The following is a 16142-nucleotide window of genomic DNA, read 5'->3' as shown; positions in this document are numbered from 1 at the left end:
GTGGCGGGGCGCCCCCGCAGGGCGCCGAACGCTGTCCCGCATCACCGTCCGACCCGTTGCCACGTTCGGCGCCCGAGGAGGTGCCCCGGCGCGCGCCCGGCCCCGCCGCAACCGCCCCCACAGACCCCGGCCAGGGATCGGGGGGTCCGGGAGCGGAGGTACGGGAGCGGAGGGTCCGGGACCGAGCCCCGACCCACCCCGCCCCCGCCCGGCGGCCGTGCGCGGCTACGCCTTGCGGGCCCGCGTCGTCGCCTTCTTGGCCGGCGCCGCCTTCTTCGCGGCGGCCGCCTTCTTGGCCGGGGCCTTCTTCGCCGCGGCCCTCGCCGGAGGCGAGCCCGCGTCGGAGACCCGGTCCGCCCCCAGGATGTCCCGCAGGAACTTGCCCGTGTGGCTCGCCCCCACCGACGCGACCTGCTCCGGCGTCCCCTCGGCCACCACCAGACCGCCGCCGTAGCCGCCTTCGGGGCCCATGTCGATGACCCAGTCCGCGACCTTGATGACGTCGAGGTTGTGCTCGATGACGATCACCGAGTTCCCCTTGTCCACCAGCCCCGACAACACCTTGATCAGCTTCGAGATGTCCTCGAAGTGCAGCCCCGTCGTCGGCTCGTCCAGCACGTACACCGTCCGCCCCGTCGACCGCTTCTGCAGCTCCGACGCCAGCTTCACGCGCTGCGCCTCGCCACCCGACAGCGTCGGCGCGGACTGGCCCAGCCGTACGTAGCCCAGCCCGACCTCCGTCAACGTCCGCAGGTGCCGCGAGATCGTCGGCACCGCCTCGAAGAAGTCCAGCGCCTCCTCGATCGGCATGTTGAGGACCTCGGCGATGGACTTGCCCTTGTAGTGGACCTCCAGGGTCTCCCGGTTGTACCGGTCACCGTGGCAGACCTCGCACGGGACGTAGACGTCCGGCAGGAAGTTCATCTCGATCTTGATCGTGCCGTCGCCGGAGCAGTTCTCGCACCGGCCGCCCTTGACGTTGAAGGAGAAGCGGCCCGGCAGGTAGCCGCGCACCTTCGCCTCCATCGTCTCCGCGAACAGCTTGCGCACGTGGTCGAAGACACCCGTGTACGTCGCCGGGTTCGAGCGCGGCGTCCGGCCGATCGGCGACTGGTCCACATGCACGACCTTGTCGACGAGGTCGTCCCCGTCCACCCGCGTGTGCCGCCCCGGCACCGAGCGCGCGCCGTTCAGCTCGCGCGCCAGGTGCGTGTAGAGGATGTCGTTGACCAGCGTCGACTTGCCGGAGCCCGAGACACCGGTCACGGCCGTGAGCACGCCCAGCGGGAAGGACACGTCGATGTCCTGGAGGTTGTTCTCCCGGGCGCCGTGCACGGTGAGCCTGCGCTCCCCGTTCACGGGCCGGCGGGCCTGCGGCAGCGGGATGGACCGCTTGCCGGACAGGTACTGCCCGGTCATCGACTCGGTGTTCTTCAGCAGGTCCTTCAGCGCCCCGCTGTGCACCACCTTGCCGCCGTGCTCGCCCGCGCCCGGGCCGATGTCCACGACCCAGTCGGCCACCTTGATGGTGTCCTCGTCGTGCTCGACCACGATGAGCGTGTTCCCCATGTCGCGCAGCCGCACCAGCGTCTCGATCAGCCGGTGGTTGTCCCGCTGGTGCAGGCCGATGGAGGGCTCGTCCAGCACGTAGAGCACGCCGACCAGGCCGGAGCCGATCTGCGTGGCGAGCCGGATGCGCTGGGCCTCGCCACCGGACAGGGTGCCGGCGGCCCGGTTGAGGGAGAGGTAGTCCAGACCGACGTCCACCAGGAAGCGGAGCCGCTCGTTGACCTCCTTGAGCACCCGCTCGGCGATCTTCTTGTCGCGGGCGTCGAGCCGCAGCCTGCCGAGGAACTCCGCGCACTCGCTGATCGACATGGCGGCCACCTCGGCGATGGACTTCTCCATCACCGTCACCGCGAGCACGATCGGCTTGAGCCGGGTGCCCTCGCAGGTCGGGCAGGGCACCTCGCGCATGTAGCCCTCGAAGCGCTCGCGGCTGGCGTCGCTCTCCGACTCGGCGTGCCGGCGCTTGACGAACGGCACGGCGCCCTCGAAGGCCGTGGTGTAGGCGCGCTCCCGCCCGTACCGGTTGCGGTAGCGGACCTCGATCTGCGTCCTGTGCCCGTAGAGCAGTGCCTTCTTGGCGCGCGCCGGCAGCCCGGCCCACGGGATGTCCGTGCGGAAGCCCAGCTCGCCCGCGAGCGCGCCGATCAGCCGCTGGAAGTAGTCCTTGGTGTGGCCGAGCGACCACGGCGAGACCGCGCCCTCGTCGAGGGACTTCTCCTCGTCCGGAACGATCAGCTCCGGGTCCACCTCCATGCGCGTACCGATACCGGTGCACTCGGGGCAGGCGCCGAAGGGCGAGTTGAAGGAGAAGGAGCGCGGTTCGAGCTCCTCGAAGGACAGGTCGTCGTACGGGCAGTAGAGGTGCTCGGAGTACATCCGCTCACGCTCGGGGTCGTCCTCGGCGAGGTCGACGAAGTCCAGGATGACCATGCCGCCGGAGAGACCGAGGGCCGTCTCCACCGAGTCGGTGAGCCGGCGCTTGGCGCTGTCCTTGACGGTGAGGCGGTCGATGACCACCTCGATGGTGTGCTTCTCCTGCTTCTTCAGCGTGGGCGGCTCGGAGAGCTGGATGGTCTCGCCGTCCACCCGCGCCCGGCTGTAGCCCTTGGTCTGGAGGTCGGAGAAGAGGTCGACGAACTCGCCCTTGCGCTCGCGCACCAGCGGAGAGAGCACCTGGAACCGGCTGCCCTCGGGGAGCGCCAGCACCTTGTCGACGATCGCCTGCGGCGACTGGCGGGAGATGGGGCGCCGGCACTCGGGGCAGTGCGGCTTGCCGATGCGGGCGAAAAGGAGACGCAGGTAGTCGTAGACCTCGGTGATGGTGCCCACGGTGGAGCGCGGGTTGCGCGAGGTCGACTTCTGGTCGATCGAGACGGCCGGGGAGAGGCCCTCGATGAAGTCGACGTCGGGCTTGTCCATCTGCCCGAGGAACTGGCGGGCGTACGACGAGAGCGACTCGACGTAGCGGCGCTGACCCTCGGCGAAGATCGTGTCGAAGGCCAGGGAGGACTTGCCCGATCCGGAGAGTCCGGTGAAGACGATGAGTGAGTCGCGGGGCAGGTCGAGCGAGACGTTCTTGAGGTTGTGCTCGCGAGCGCCACGAACGATGAGACGGTCGGTCACGCCGGTCCGCACCTTTCTTGAGAGAGCGGGGGCACGGGCCCCCGTCCCAGGGTATGGGGGGCGCCGCTGCGGTGGATTTGAAGTCTGGACTTCGAGCGTATAGCACGCACATTCGATTTACGGCACTCCGCAGACCTCTTCACCCGATCGTGTGGCCGCGGCCCGGAAACCACTAGGCTCGCCGTCATGACTGATCATGTGCACGACCTGCGATCTGTACGTGAAGCCACGGACCGACTGCTGACCGCGGTCGCGAAACTGGACAACGCCGCCCTCGCCGAGCAGTCACATCTGCCGGCGTGGACCCGGGGCCACATCCTGGCCCACCTCGCGCGCAACGCCGACGCCCTCGTGAACGTCCTCGAAGGGCGCCCCATGTACGAGAGCGCCGCCGCGCGCGACGCGGACATCGAGCGCGACTCCGGTCGGCCCCTGGAAGAACACCTGACGGACCTCCGTGATTCCGCGGCCCGCTTCCTCGCCACCGGCGAGCCCGCCCAGGACTGGTCGCGCACCGTCGAGCTGCGCAACGGCGTCACCGACCTCGCCTCGAACGTGCCCTTCCGCCGGCTCGTCGAGGTCGAGCTGCACCACGTCGACCTGAACATCGGCTACGAGCTCGGCGACCTCCCGGACGAGTTCACCGAGCGGGAGATCGAGTTCCTCGCCGACCGCTGGTCCGGGCGCCCGGAGGTGCCGCCGGTGGCCCTGGCCGCGGCCGACGGGCGCCGCTGGCGCACCGGCTCCGCCGGGGACCCGGCCGTCACGGTGTCCGGCACCGCCGCCGGCCTGCTGGCCTGGCTGGCCGGCCGCGGCGACAAGGGCGCCTCCCTGACCACGGCGGGCGGCCCCCTTCCCGAGCTCCCGCCGCTCTAGGATCAAGCCATGACGTACACCGGAGAGGTCAAGGTCGGCGGTCCGGCCGACGTGCACGAGCTCGCGGACCTGATGATTTCCAAGGTCGCGGTGGGCTCGATGAACAACAACGCCTACCTGCTGCGCTGCCGCGCCACCGACGAGCAGCTGCTCATCGACGCGGCGGCCGAGGCCGGCACGCTGCTGAGCCTGATCGGCGACGACGGCATCGCGTCCGTCGTCACCACCCACCGGCACGGTGACCACTGGGGCGCGCTCGCCGAGGTGGTCGCGGCGACCGGGGCGCGGACCTACGCGGGCGCCCTCGACGCCGAGGGCATCCCGGTGGCCACCGACGTGCCGGTGGCGGACGGGGACACGATCCAGGTCGGACGGGTCAAGCTGACCGTGCGCCACCTGGTCGGACACACCCCCGGCTCGATCGCCCTGGTCTACGACGACCCGCACGGGCACGCGCACGTGTTCACCGGCGACTGCCTCTTCCCCGGCGGTGTCGGCAACACCGGCGGCAACCCGGAGGCCTTCGCCAGCCTGATCGACGACGTCGAGCACAAGCTCTTCGACCAGCTGTCGGACGAGACCTGGGTCTACCCGGGCCACGGCAACGACACCACGCTCGGCGCCGAGCGGCCGCACCTGGCCGAGTGGCGCGAGCGCGGCTGGTAGAGCCCCGCGGCCGTCAATTCCGGTACGCGGTGCACTCCTTCCGGTCGAGAACGGCCGAACGCACGTCCTGAAGGGCGGGGAGGGGTATTTGCTGCACCATGCAACAAGACCCCACCCCGTCCCCCGAGCCGTCCCGGCCCTCCGCGCCCTCCGAGCGGCACGGCCACCCGCGCACCGCGGCGGGCGGACACCCCGGCATGCTGCGCCTCGCCTCGGCCTCCCTCGCCGGGACCGCCATCGAGTTCTACGACTTCTTCGTCTACGGGACCGCCGCCGCCCTCGTGCTCGGCCCGCTCTTCTTCCCGTCCTTCTCCCCGCTCGCCGGCACCCTGGCCGCCTTCGGGACCTTCGGCGCCGGCTTCCTCGCCCGCCCGCTCGGCTCGGCGGTCTTCGGCCACATCGGCGACCGGTACGGCCGCCGCCCGGTGCTCCTCGCCTCCCTGCTGCTCACCGGCCTCGCCACGGTCGCGGTCGGCTGCGTGCCCACGTACGGAACGATCGGCGTGGCGGCGCCCGTGCTGCTGCTCCTGCTGCGCTTCCTCCAGGGCCTGGGACTCGGCGGCGAGTGGGGCGGCGCGGTGCTGCTCACCGCCGAACACGCCCCCGAGCGGCGGCGGGGTCTGTGGTCGAGCTTCCCGCAGATCGGCCCCGCGGTGGGCTTCCTGCTGGCCAACGGCATCGTCCTGGCGCTGTCCACCACCCTGACCGACGCGCAGTTCACCGCGTGGGGCTGGCGGGTGCCGTTCTGGGCGGCCGGGGTGCTGGCCCTGGCCGGGCTGTGGCTGCGGCGCTCGGTGGAGGAGACCCCGCAGTTCCGGGCGCTGGCCGAGACGGGGCGCCGGGCTCAGGCCCCGCTGGCGGAGGTGGTCCGCGGCCACTGGCGGCTGCTCCTGCTGACCGGCGGAGCGCTCGCCGTGGGGTACGCCGTCTTCTACACGGTCACCACCTGGTCGCTCGCGTACGCCACCGAGCAGCTCGGCGTCGGGCGCAGCGTGATCCTGGCCTGCATCATGGCGGCGGTCGCCCTCCAGGGTCTGGCGACGCCGCTGGCGGCCCTGCTCGGCGACCGCTACGGCCGGCGCCCCCTGTGTCTGCTCGGCTGCACCCTCTGCGCGGTGTGGATGTTCCCGCTCGTGGCGCTGCTGCGCACGGCGGAGCCGCTGCTGATGACGCTGGGCTTCGTGGGTGCCCTGTTCGGCATGGTCACGATGTTCGCGGTGGTGGGCGCGTACCTGCCGGAGCTGTACGCGCCGCGGATCCGCTGCACGGGAGCGGCCGTCGGCTACAACCTGGGCGGGGTGCTGGGCGGGGCGCTGACCCCGATCGTGGCGACGGCGCTGGCGGACGGGTCCGGTCCGCCGTGGGGCGTCGCCGTGTACCTGAGCGGGATCGCCCTGCTCAGCCTGGGCTGTTTCGCGTTGCTGCCCGAGACCAACCCGCTGGTCGTACGGGTGCGGCCGGGGGCGGCGGCCGAGGCGGCCACCGCCCCCGCGTAGGTCGTCAGGCGTCGATGTTCTCCGGGCGGGCGGCGGCCTCGGCCGCCGCCTGCTTCTTCGAGGCCATCAGGCTGGTGACCGTGGTGATGACCAGGACACCGCAGATGACGCCGAGGGAGACCGGGATCGAGATCACCGGGACGTGCACCCCGTTCTCGTGCAGCGCGTGCAGCACGAGCTTGACGCCGATGAAGCCGAGGATGACCGACAGGCCGTAGCTGAGGTGGACCAGCTTCTTCAGCAGCCCGCCGATGAGGAAGTACAGCTGGCGCAGGCCCATGAGGGCGAAGGCGTTGGCGGTGAAGACGATGTACGGGTCCTGGGTGAGGCCGAAGATGGCGGGGATGGAATCCAGGGCGAACAGGACGTCGGTGGTGCCGATGGCGAGCATGACGACCATCAGCGGGGTCAGGACGCGCTTGCCGCCGTTCCTGATGACGAGCTTGGTGCCGTGGTACTTGTCGGCGACGCCGAACTTCTTCTCGACGGACTTGAGGAGGCGGTTCTCCTCGAACTCCTCTTCGTCCTCGTCCTTGCGCGCCTCCTGGATCAGCTTCCAGGCGGTGTAGATCAGGAACGCGCCGAAGATGTAGAAGACCCAGGAGAAGCTGGCGATGATCGCGGCGCCGGCCGCGATGAAGACCGCGCGCAGCACCAGGGCGATCAGTACGCCCACGAGCAGCACGCGCTGCTGGAGGTGGGAGGGCACTGCGAACTTCGCCATGATCAGGACGAAGACGAAGAGGTTGTCCACGCTCAACGACTTCTCGGTGATGAAGCCCGCGAAGAACTCCTGGGAGGCCTGGGCGTTCCCGAAGAACCACAGGCCGAGGCCGAAGATCGCGGCGAGGACGATCCAGACGACCGTCCAGGCGCCCGCTTCCTTGATCGATACGTCGTGCGGTTTGCGGCCGATGAAGAAATCGGCGCCGATGAGGAGGGACAGACCAAGAATGGTCAGCACCCACAGGGTCCAGGAAACTTCCACGGTTGACACGCCTCCGGCGGATGGCTCAGCACTTCGTCAGCGTCATCGCTGCCGGAGGTCTCTTCCACCCGGGCGGCCTGGAGGCCGTGGGCCGACGCCCCGGGACCGGCTGCGGTCTGTAACCGCTGGTCCGTATTGACGGGCACGCCGTAGCAGGAAAGCAGGAATACTCCCCTCCGCGCTCACCAGGGTACCCGCCCGGGCCCGAAAAGGTAAAGGGAATGCCAAGTACTGGTCATCCGCAGGTCATCGCCGGGTGCGCCTGCCCTCCGCCACCCGCTCCAGGGCCTGGTCGAGGACGCGGCTGCCCTGCGGGGGCAGGTCCGGCTCGAAGGTCCAGGCATGGTGGACCCAGGGATCGGCGAGATGGTTGTCGGGCACCGGGGACAGCCGCATCAAGGAGCGCCACAGGGGGTCCAGCAGCGGCCCGTAGGCCGAGGCCTCGTCACGGTCCGCGACCATCAGCAGGTGCACGCCGACCGCCGGTCCCTCGTCGGCGAGGTAGCGCAGACGGGTGACGGCCCGGTCGTCGAACCCGTGCGGGAAGTCGTGCACGATCAGCAGCTGCTCGGCGGTGTCCACGTCCGGCGGCAGGTCCTCGGGAGCACCGGCCCGCAGCGCCATCTGTACGAGGTCCACCCGGCGGGTCAACCGCTCCAGCGTCTCGGAGACCCCGACCGCCCCGGCGGCGGGCGGACCGGCCAGCACCCCGGCGCGGACGAGGGGCGCCAGTGAGGCGGCGCCGGCCCCGGCCGCGTCGATGACGTGGACGGAGAAGCGGTCGGCGGGGTGGACCGCGAGCAGCCTCGCCGCGTGGGCGACGGCCATGTCCATGGCGGCCCGGCGCAGCCGGTCGGTGTCCATGGCCATCGCGGCCTCGGAGCCGGTGCGGCCGTTGTCGATCCAGAGACCGCGCTCCAGCGGGAGCCTTACGAGCATGGGGATCCGCAGATCGGGCCGCTCGGGCAGGTGCAGGTCCCCCAGGCGCAGGGCCAGCGGACCCTCCTCGGGGACCCGGTGGCCGTGCCAGACCGGGTTGTCCCAGCGGGCGTACGAGGCCGGCAGCGCGGGCTCGACCACCTCGCACTCGGCGAGGAGCTGTGCGAGGTCCCGGTCGAGTACGGCCTGGGCCTGGGCGACGAGCTCCTCGCGCCGGGCCCGGGCGGTGTCGCGGGCGGCGTTGCCGGAGCCGCCGATGCGGTGGCGGGGGTCGGACAGCGCCTCGTCGAGCTCGCGGTCCATCCGGGAGTCGGCGAAGTCGACGGCGCTGCGGTAGGCGGCGACGGCGCGGGCCAGGTCCTCGAACATGCCCCAGACCTGGTTGTAGAGCCGCTCGTCCATGGACCAGCCGCTGGCGTCCCCGGCGACGGGGCGCGGAGCCTGGCCCGGCTCCGACGGCTCGGCGGCCCGCGGGGCGGGCTCGGGGGGCTCGGTGCTGGTGCGGCGGCGGCGCGGGTGGGCGTAGTTGATGGTCCCGTCGGCACCGATCGCGGGAGCCGGCTCGGGAGCGGGCGCCGGTTCCGCAGCCGGCGTCGGCGACGTGCCGGACTCGGGCGCCGGGCCCGGGGTACCCGCGTACGGCACTCCGGACACGGGGACCGGGCCGGGCGCCACCGGGGCGGCGACGCACGCGTGCACGCGGGCCGCCAGTTCGGCGGCGACGGGCGCGGGGAGCCCCTGGTCGGCGAACAGGGCGGTGAGCCCGTCGGCGTAGCCCTGCCCGACGGCACGCACCTTCCAAGTCCCCTGGCGCCGGTAGAGCTCCAGGGCGACGACGGCGGTCTCGGCGTCCAGCCCGGTGAGGGTGTACTCGACGAGCGCCGTGCCGTCCAGGCCGGCGACGGCGATGTGCGAGGCCGCGACGGCCCCGAACCGGGCCGGGCCGCCGGGGGGCAGGGAGAGCAGGACGGCGACCCGGTGCACCGCGGGGTCCACCGCGTCCAGGTCGACGGCGAACCGGTGCCGGTCGGCGGACCCGTCGGGCGCTTCCACACCCGGCAGGGCGCAGGCACCGGGGTGCGCGATCCCCTCCGGGCCCGTCACGGCGCCCCGCTCGTCCCCGAGCGAGGCCAGGGCGAGCACCGGTGTGCCCGCCGAGACCGTGATCCGCACCTTGTGTTCGGGCAGGGCGTGGTTCTGCCCCCGGACCAGTTCGGCCGCCATCGTCCCGTCTCCCCCGTACTTCTTCGCTTACAGGTGCGGCAGGATCGCCGGCATCAGGTCCTGGAACGTGCGGCCGTTGGCCGGGTTGCCCAGGGCCGTCATCTTCCAGCCCGCGCCCGCGCGGGACACCTTCGCCATGATCTGCGCGGTGTACTGACCGCCGCCGTCGAGGGTGTAACGGGCCAGCTCCTGGCCGTTGGTCTCGTCGACGATGCGGCAGAACGCGTTCTGCACCTCCTGGAACGTCTGGCCGGTGAAGGAGTTCACCGTGAAGACGATCTGGTCGATGTGCACCGGCACGCGCTGGAGGTCGACGAGGATGGACTCGTCGTCCCCGCCCTGGCCGGCGCCGCCGACGAGGTTGTCACCGGTGTGCCGGACCGAGCCGTCGTCGCTCTGCAGATGCCGGAAGAACACCACGTCCACGGGCTGCTTGTCGGCGAAGAGCACCGCCGAGGCGTCCAGGTCGATCTCCCGCGTCCGCGAGCCGAAGAGCCCGCGGCGCTTCGCCGCCTGCCAGCCGAGGCCCATCCGGACCGCGGTCAGCGTGCCTCCGTCCGCCTTCTGCAGACTGATGGCCTGACCCTTGGTCATGTTGACCGTCACGCGCTGTCCCCTCTCATAAACCCGCCCCAACTAACGAACGCGCAGCGTGTACCTGCGGCCGTGCACCAACCCTACTGACAGGCTCCCGGTCAGGCGAGGCCCGCTTCCTTCATCTGCCGCAGCTCCTTCTTCAGCTCGCCCACCTCGTCCCGGATCCGGGCCGCGACCTCGAACTGCAGCTCCGCGGCCGCCGCCCGCATCCGCTCCGTCATCTGCTCGATGAGCGAGGCCAGTTCGGCGGCGGGCCGGTCGGTGAGCACCTCGGCGGCCTTGGCCTTGCCCTTGGCGCCCTTGGCTCCCCTGACGCCCGCCTGCGCCTTGCCGCCGAGCGCCGGCACCGGAGCGACGGCCGCCTTGCCCTCCTTGGCCTGCCGGTACCCGGTGCCCAGCAGCTGCTCGGTGTCGAGCTCCTCGCGGGCGATGGTGGCGACGATGTCGTTGATCTTCTTGCGCAGCGGCTGCGGGTCGATCCCGTTCGCGGTGTTGTAGGCGACCTGCTTCTCCCGGCGGCGGTTCGTCTCGTCAATCGCCTGGGCCATCGCCGGGGTGATGGTGTCCGCGTACATGTGGACCTGGCCGGAGACGTTGCGCGCCGCGCGGCCGATGGTCTGGATCAAGGAGGTTCCCGAGCGCAGGAACCCCTGCTTGTCGGCGTCCAGGATCGCCACCAGGGACACCTCGGGCAGGTCGAGGCCCTCGCGGAGCAGGTTGATGCCGACGAGTACGTCGAACTCGCCGGACCGCAGCTCCCGCAGCAGCTCGATGCGGCGCAGGGTGTCCACGTCGCTGTGCAGGTAGCGGACCTGGATGCCGAGCTCCAGGAAGTAGTCCGTGAGGTCCTCGGCCATCTTCTTGGTGAGGGTGGTGACCAGGACCCGCTCGTCCTTCTCCACCCGCGCGCGGATCTCGTGCACCAGGTCGTCGATCTGGCCCTCGGTGGGCTTGACGACGACCTCGGGGTCGACGAGGCCGGTGGGGCGGATGATCTGCTCGACGAAGCCGTCGCCGCGCGAGAGCTCGTACTTTCCGGGGGTCGCCGACAGGTAGACGGTCTGGCCGATCCGCTCCTGGAACTCCTCCCACTTCAGCGGCCGGTTGTCGAGCGCGGACGGCAGCCGGAAGCCGTGGTCGACCAGGGTCCGCTTGCGCGAGGCGTCGCCCTCGTACATGGCGCCGATCTGCGGCACGGTCACGTGGGACTCGTCGATGACCAGGAGGAAGTCCTCCGGGAAGTAGTCGATCAGGGTGTTGGGCGCGGAACCCGGCTCGCGGTCGTCCATGTGCAGCGAGTAGTTCTCGATGCCGGAGCAGGACCCGATCTGGCGCATCATCTCCAGGTCGTAGGTGGTGCGCATGCGCAGTCGCTGCGCCTCCAGCATCTTGCCCTGCTTCTCCAGCTCGGCGAGGCGCTCGGCCAGCTCCGCCTCGATGCCGCGGACCGCCTTCTCCATGCGTTCGGGGCCGGCGACGTAGTGGCTGGCCGGGAAGACGTACAGCTCGCGGTCCTCGCTGATGACCTCGCCGGTCAGCGGGTGCAGGGTGGAGAGGGCCTCGATCTCGTCGCCGAACATCTCGATGCGGACGGCCAGTTCCTCGTAGACCGGGAAGATCTCGATCGTGTCGCCGCGCACCCGGAAGGTGCCGCGGGTGAAGGCCACGTCGTTGCGGGTGTACTGGATGTCGACGAAGCGGCGCAGCAGCTGGTCCCGGTCGATCTCCTCGCCGACCTTGAGGGCGACCATCCGGTCGACGTACTCCTGCGGGGTGCCGAGGCCGTAGATGCAGGACACCGAGGCCACGACGACCACGTCCCGCCGGGTGAGGAGCGAGTTGGTCGCGGAGTGGCGCAGCCGTTCCACCTCCTCGTTGATCGAGGAGTCCTTCTCGATGTAGGTGTCCGACTGCGGAACGTACGCCTCGGGCTGGTAGTAGTCGTAATACGAGACGAAGTACTCGACGGCGTTGTTCGGCAGGAGCTCGCGGAACTCGTTCGCCAGCTGGGCGGCCAGCGTCTTGTTCGGCGCCATCACCAGCGTGGGGCGCTGGAGCCTCTCGATCATCCAGGCGGTCGTCGCCGACTTGCCGGTGCCGGTCGCACCGAGCAGGACGACGTCCTTTTCACCTGCACGGATGCGCTTCTCCAGCTCGGCGATGGCCGCCGGCTGGTCGCCGCTGGGCTGGTAGGAGCTGACGACCTCGAAAGGCGCCACCGTGCGTTCGATCTTCGATACGGGCCGCATGAGTCAACCGTACGACCCCCCACTGACACTCACGCATCCGCGCCGGACGGATCTCATTCCTTCTGGTCCGTTTGTCGTAGTTCGGTGGCGGCCCGGTGATCTTCGACCCCATGATCGCGGTGAAGGCCCGCCGTGAAGCACACCTCCGCAACGTCTGTCGCTCCGCACCCGTCTGACGCAGGAACAGGGTTCACGACCCGAGGAGAACGCACATGTACGTCCGACCCGCCGCCGCGGCCGCCGCCGCATTCCTGGGCTTCACCCTCACCCTGCTGGGCGGGACGGCCTCGTCCGCCGCCACCGGCAACGGCCCCGGCTCCGCCCCCTCCCCCGCCGACCGGGCAGCGCTGGGCGGCCCCGTCGTGTACGCCCACCGGGGGGCTTCGGCGTACGCCCCGGAGAACACCCTCGACGCGATCGACATGGCGATGCGGCTGGGCTTCGAATGGGTCGAGAACGACGTGCAGCGCACCAAGGACGGCGAGCTGGTGGTGATCCACGACGACACCCTGTCCCGAACCACCGACGTCGAAGAGGTCTTCCCGGACCGGGCGCCCTGGCGGGTCAAGGACTTCACGGCGGCGGAGATCGCCCGGCTGGACGCGGGCAGCTGGTTCGACGAGCAGTTCGCGGGCGCCGGGGTGCCGACCTTGCGGGAGTACATGGAACGGGTGGGCCGCAATCAGCAGCGGCTGCTGCTGGAGATCAAGAAGCCCGAGCTCTACCCCGGGATCGAGCAGCAGACCCTGAACCTGCTGGGCGAGCTCGGCTGGCTCGACGAGCGCCACGTGACGCGGCGCCTGGTGGTGCAGAGCTTCAGCGCCGCCAGCGTGCGCATCGTGCACGGTCTGCGACCGGACCTGGTGACGGCGTTCCTGGGCACCCCGACCGTGGCGGACCTGCCGAAGTACGCGGAGTTCACCGACCGGATCAACCCGTGGCACACCACGATCTCGGCCGAGTGGGTCGCGGCGGTGCACGGCCTGCTGGGCGCCCACGGCCGGACCATGGAGGTGGACACCTGGATCGTGGACGACGCCGCGACGGCCCGGAAGGTGGCGGACATGGGCGTGGACGGGATCATCACCAACGCCCCGGACGTCGTGCGGGCGGCGGTCAACGGGTTCTGAGCCCGGCGGGGGCGGCCGGCGGGAGGGCGCTGTCGGTCCCCCGCCGTACGGTGGAGGCGTGGACAGCACCGAGCGGCCCCGCGGGCCGCACCTCGAATGGACCGTCGTCGCCTCCGACATCGGCCCCCTGCTCCTGGCCGCGACCCCGGAGGGGCTGGCCCGGGTCGGGTTCCATGCCGAGCCGGACCGCGTCGACGCGATGATCGGCCCCCTCGTCTCCCGGCTCGGCGCCGACGCCCGGCGGCCCGCGCCGGGCGCGGAGGTGCTGCTGGCCGAGCCCGTACGCCAGCTCGCCGCGTACTTCTCCGGCGCGCTGCGGCGCTTCGAACTGCCGCTGGACTGGCGCTTCAGCTCCGGCTTCAACCGGCAGGTGCTCCAGGAACTGGACCGCTCCGTGCCGTACGGAACGGTCGTCGGGTACGGGGAGCTGGCCGCGCGCGTGGGCCAGCCGGGCGCCGCCCAGGCCGTGGGCAATGCCATGGGGTCGAATCCGCTGCCGCTGGTGGTGGCCTGTCACCGGGTCGTGGAGAACGACGGGGGCATCGGGGGATTCGGCGGCGGCGTCGAGACCAAGCGGCTGCTGCTCGCCCTGGAGGGCGTGCTCCCGCAGCCGCTGTTCTGAGCGGTGCGGCGTGGGCGGCGCGGGGACGGGCGGTACGGGACCGGCGGTACGGGCGGGCGGAATCTCGGTTCCGCTGCAGGGTAAGGGGTGGGACACTGCCGCGGTGACTACTCCTGCCGCCCCGCCCGGTCCGGGCGCGCTCCCACCCGCCCCGCAGCCCCACCCGCTCGCGCAGCGGCTCGCGCAGCCGTTCGCGCAGCCGGTCGTGCAGCCGTCAAGGGGGGGTACGGCGTGACCGTCTCACCCGGCACGGACCGTACGGCCCGAGCGGCCGGCCTGCCCGATCTGGCCCGGCTGCAGCTGCGCACCTCCGCCGTGCTTATCGCCAGCCAGATCCTCGGCGGGCTCGGCGTGCCCATCAGCATCGCCCTGGCCCCCGTCCTCGCGACCGAGATCAGCGGCACCGAGGCCCTCTCCGGCCTCGCCTCCACCGCCTCCGTGATCGGCACCGCCCTGGTGTCGCTGCCGCTCGCGGCGCTGATGACGGCACGCGGCCGCCGCCCCGGGCTGGTCCTGGCCTATGCGATCGGTACCGCCGGCGCGGCCCTCGTGGTGCTGGCCGCCACCGTCAAGAGCTTTCCGCTGCTGCTCCTCGGCATGGCCGCGTTCGGCGCCGCCTCGTCCGCGAACCTCCAGGCCCGCTTCGCCGCCGCCGACCTCGCGGCCCCGGACCGCAGGGCCCGGGCCATCTCCGTCGTCGTGTGGGCGTCCACCATCGGCGCGGTGCTCGGCCCCAACCTGTCCGCCCCCGCCAGCCACAGCTTCGCCGGAACCTCCATACCCCAGACGGCGGGCCCCTTCGTGTGGGCCGCCGTCGTCTTCGTCCTCACCGGCACGTTGATCGCCGTACTGCTGCGCCCGGACCCGTTGCTGACCGCCCGGGCGCTGGCGGCGCCCGAGGAGCAGACCCGCGCGGGCCGCTCGCTGCGCGCGGGGTTCGCCGCCGTCCGGGAATCCCCGCGGGCCCGGCTCGCCCTCGTCACCGTCGCCGTGTCGCACACGACCATGGTCTCGATCATGATCATGACCCCGATGGACCTGGGCCACCACGGCGCCGGCCTGGAACTCATCGGCCTCGTCATCAGCGGTCACATCGCGGGCATGTTCGCCTTCTCGCCGGTCATGGGATGGCTCGCCGACCGGCTCGGCAGGCTGTCCGTGATCGGCCTCGCGGCCGGGCTGCTGTCGGTCGCCGCGCTGCTCGCCGGCACGGCCGCCGGGAACCACGCGCAGAGCGCCGCCGGTCTCTTCCTGCTCGGCCTCGGCTGGTCGGCCGGGATGGTCTCCGGTTCGGCGCTGCTGACCGACTCGGTGCCGCAGCCCGCGCGGGCCGCCGTACAGGGCCTGAGCGACCTGACCATGAACACCGCCGCGGGCGTGGGCGGCGCGTCCGCCGGTCTGGTCATGGCCCAGGCGGGCTACGGCTGGCTGAACGCCATCGGCGCCGGTCTGCTGCTGCCGCTGGCGGCGCTCGCGCTGTTCACCGCCCGCCGCCACCCCGCGACGGCGCCCGCGCCCGCCAAGGGGGTCAGTAGCTGATGTGGTAGGCCTTGCGCAGCGTCTCGTGCACGGTCCAGGTCGTCTTGTCGCCCTCCCGCAGCACGCAGGCGCTCCCGGGGCCCACCTCCAGGGTTCCGCCGCCCTCGACCTCGATGGTGGCGCGGCCGCTGACCACCACGAACAGCTCGTCGGCCTCGACGTCGGTGACCACGCCCGGGGTGATCTGCCAGATCCCGCGCACCTGCCTGCCGTCCGCCGACTCCCACAGCACCTTGCCCGTCACCACCGGCGCGCCGGAGACGATCTGGCCGGGGTCGAGGTCCTCGGCCTCCAGCTCGGAGTCGGGGACGTCGGGTACGGAGACGGCGAAGGAGGCGGGGGCCGGCTCGGCGGCCGCCGCCGCTGTGTGATCACTGGTGCTCATGGCGCGTCAGCGTAATCCGGCCCGCCCGCGCGGCGCGGTCAGCGGAACGTCCAGCAACCGCCCGGCCTGCGAGTCACCCTGTCCAGTCCCCCCGCGAGCAGGCCGCCCGGGCGCAGGACCCACAGGGTTTCGGCCGGCGCGGCCTGTACGTCCCGGGCCTCCGGCAGGAACGCTACTCGGACAGGTTGTGACGGCTGGGGCGGGAGCGCGTTTGGGGGCGTGCGTCCCGTGCCATGGAT

12 protein-coding genes are annotated in these 16142 nt (G+C 71.6%); 6 read left to right on the top strand and 6 right to left on the bottom strand.

Translation table 11 applies throughout. The annotated features are described in order from the left end of the window. Positions 1 to 225: 225 nt before the first annotated feature. The gene (gene uvrA / locus ACIP5M_RS25055) at positions 226 to 3192 is read right to left on the bottom strand and encodes an excinuclease ABC subunit UvrA (RefSeq protein WP_401200833.1); all 2967 of its coding nucleotides are present in this window, start codon (positions 3190 to 3192) and stop codon (positions 226 to 228) included. Between the two features lie 186 nt (positions 3193 to 3378). Here uvrA and ACIP5M_RS25050 point away from each other — a divergent pair, with 186 nt between their 5' ends. The 3 genes from ACIP5M_RS25050 (at position 3379) to ACIP5M_RS25040 (ending at position 6230) form a co-directional block, all read left to right on the top strand. Next, positions 3379 to 4068, top strand: coding sequence for a maleylpyruvate isomerase family mycothiol-dependent enzyme (locus ACIP5M_RS25050; protein ID WP_401200831.1), 690 nt, complete (start codon positions 3379 to 3381; stop codon positions 4066 to 4068). Between the two features lie 9 nt (positions 4069 to 4077). Next, positions 4078 to 4734 carry an MBL fold metallo-hydrolase gene (locus ACIP5M_RS25045; RefSeq protein WP_401200829.1) on the top strand — a complete coding sequence of 219 codons (657 nt, stop codon included), beginning with the start codon at positions 4078 to 4080 and terminating at the stop codon, positions 4732 to 4734. Positions 4735 to 4931: 197 nt separating this feature from the next. Further along, positions 4932 to 6230: an MFS transporter gene (locus tag ACIP5M_RS25040; RefSeq protein WP_401201163.1), complete on the top strand. Its 1299-nt coding sequence runs from the start codon at positions 4932 to 4934 to the stop codon at positions 6228 to 6230. A 4-nt stretch (positions 6231 to 6234) separates the two neighbouring features. Here the strand turns inward: ACIP5M_RS25040 and ACIP5M_RS25035 are convergent, their stop codons facing one another. The 4 genes from ACIP5M_RS25035 to uvrB all read right to left on the bottom strand — a co-directional run bounded on the left by ACIP5M_RS25035 (position 6235) and on the right by uvrB (position 12227). Beyond that, positions 6235 to 7218, bottom strand: coding sequence for a TerC family protein (locus ACIP5M_RS25035; RefSeq protein ID WP_401200826.1), 984 nt, complete (start codon positions 7216 to 7218; stop codon positions 6235 to 6237). A 246-nt stretch (positions 7219 to 7464) separates the two neighbouring features. Continuing rightward, positions 7465 to 9381, bottom strand: a complete 1917-nt coding sequence (locus ACIP5M_RS25030; RefSeq protein WP_401200825.1) for a TerD family protein — start codon at positions 9379 to 9381, stop codon at positions 7465 to 7467. A 27-nt stretch (positions 9382 to 9408) separates the two neighbouring features. Then, positions 9409 to 9987, bottom strand: a complete 579-nt coding sequence (locus tag ACIP5M_RS25025; RefSeq protein WP_401200822.1) for a TerD family protein — start codon at positions 9985 to 9987, stop codon at positions 9409 to 9411. 89 nt (positions 9988 to 10076) lie between these two features. Further along, a complete protein-coding gene (uvrB, locus tag ACIP5M_RS25020; RefSeq protein ID WP_401200819.1) occupies positions 10077 to 12227 on the bottom strand; it encodes an excinuclease ABC subunit UvrB in 2151 nt (716 codons plus the stop codon). A 212-nt stretch (positions 12228 to 12439) separates the two neighbouring features. Here uvrB and ACIP5M_RS25015 point away from each other — a divergent pair, with 212 nt between their 5' ends. The 3 genes from ACIP5M_RS25015 to ACIP5M_RS25005 all read left to right on the top strand — a co-directional run bounded on the left by ACIP5M_RS25015 (position 12440) and on the right by ACIP5M_RS25005 (position 15518). Beyond that, complete coding sequence (locus tag ACIP5M_RS25015) at positions 12440 to 13357, top strand: glycerophosphodiester phosphodiesterase (RefSeq protein ID WP_401200816.1); 918 nt, start codon at positions 12440 to 12442, stop codon at positions 13355 to 13357. A 58-nt stretch (positions 13358 to 13415) separates the two neighbouring features. Then, a complete protein-coding gene (locus tag ACIP5M_RS25010) occupies positions 13416 to 13979 on the top strand; it encodes a methylated-DNA--[protein]-cysteine S-methyltransferase (protein ID WP_401200813.1) in 564 nt (187 codons plus the stop codon). Positions 13980 to 14210: 231 nt separating this feature from the next. Continuing rightward, complete coding sequence (locus tag ACIP5M_RS25005) at positions 14211 to 15518, top strand: MFS transporter (protein ID WP_401200811.1); 1308 nt, start codon at positions 14211 to 14213, stop codon at positions 15516 to 15518. Here the strand turns inward: ACIP5M_RS25005 and ACIP5M_RS25000 are convergent. Next, complete coding sequence (locus ACIP5M_RS25000; RefSeq protein WP_401200808.1) at positions 15508 to 15903, bottom strand: cupin domain-containing protein; 396 nt, start codon at positions 15901 to 15903, stop codon at positions 15508 to 15510. The genes ACIP5M_RS25005 and ACIP5M_RS25000 overlap by 11 nt on opposite strands. Between the last annotated feature and the right edge of the window lie 239 nt (positions 15904 to 16142).

Source organism: Streptomyces sp. NPDC088762 (assembly GCF_044750905.1).
In the GTDB taxonomy this organism is placed as follows: Bacteria; Actinomycetota; Actinomycetes; order Streptomycetales; family Streptomycetaceae; genus Streptomyces.
The sequence above is the reverse complement of the archived record's forward strand: the minus strand, read 5'-3'. Positions and strand labels throughout refer to the sequence as shown.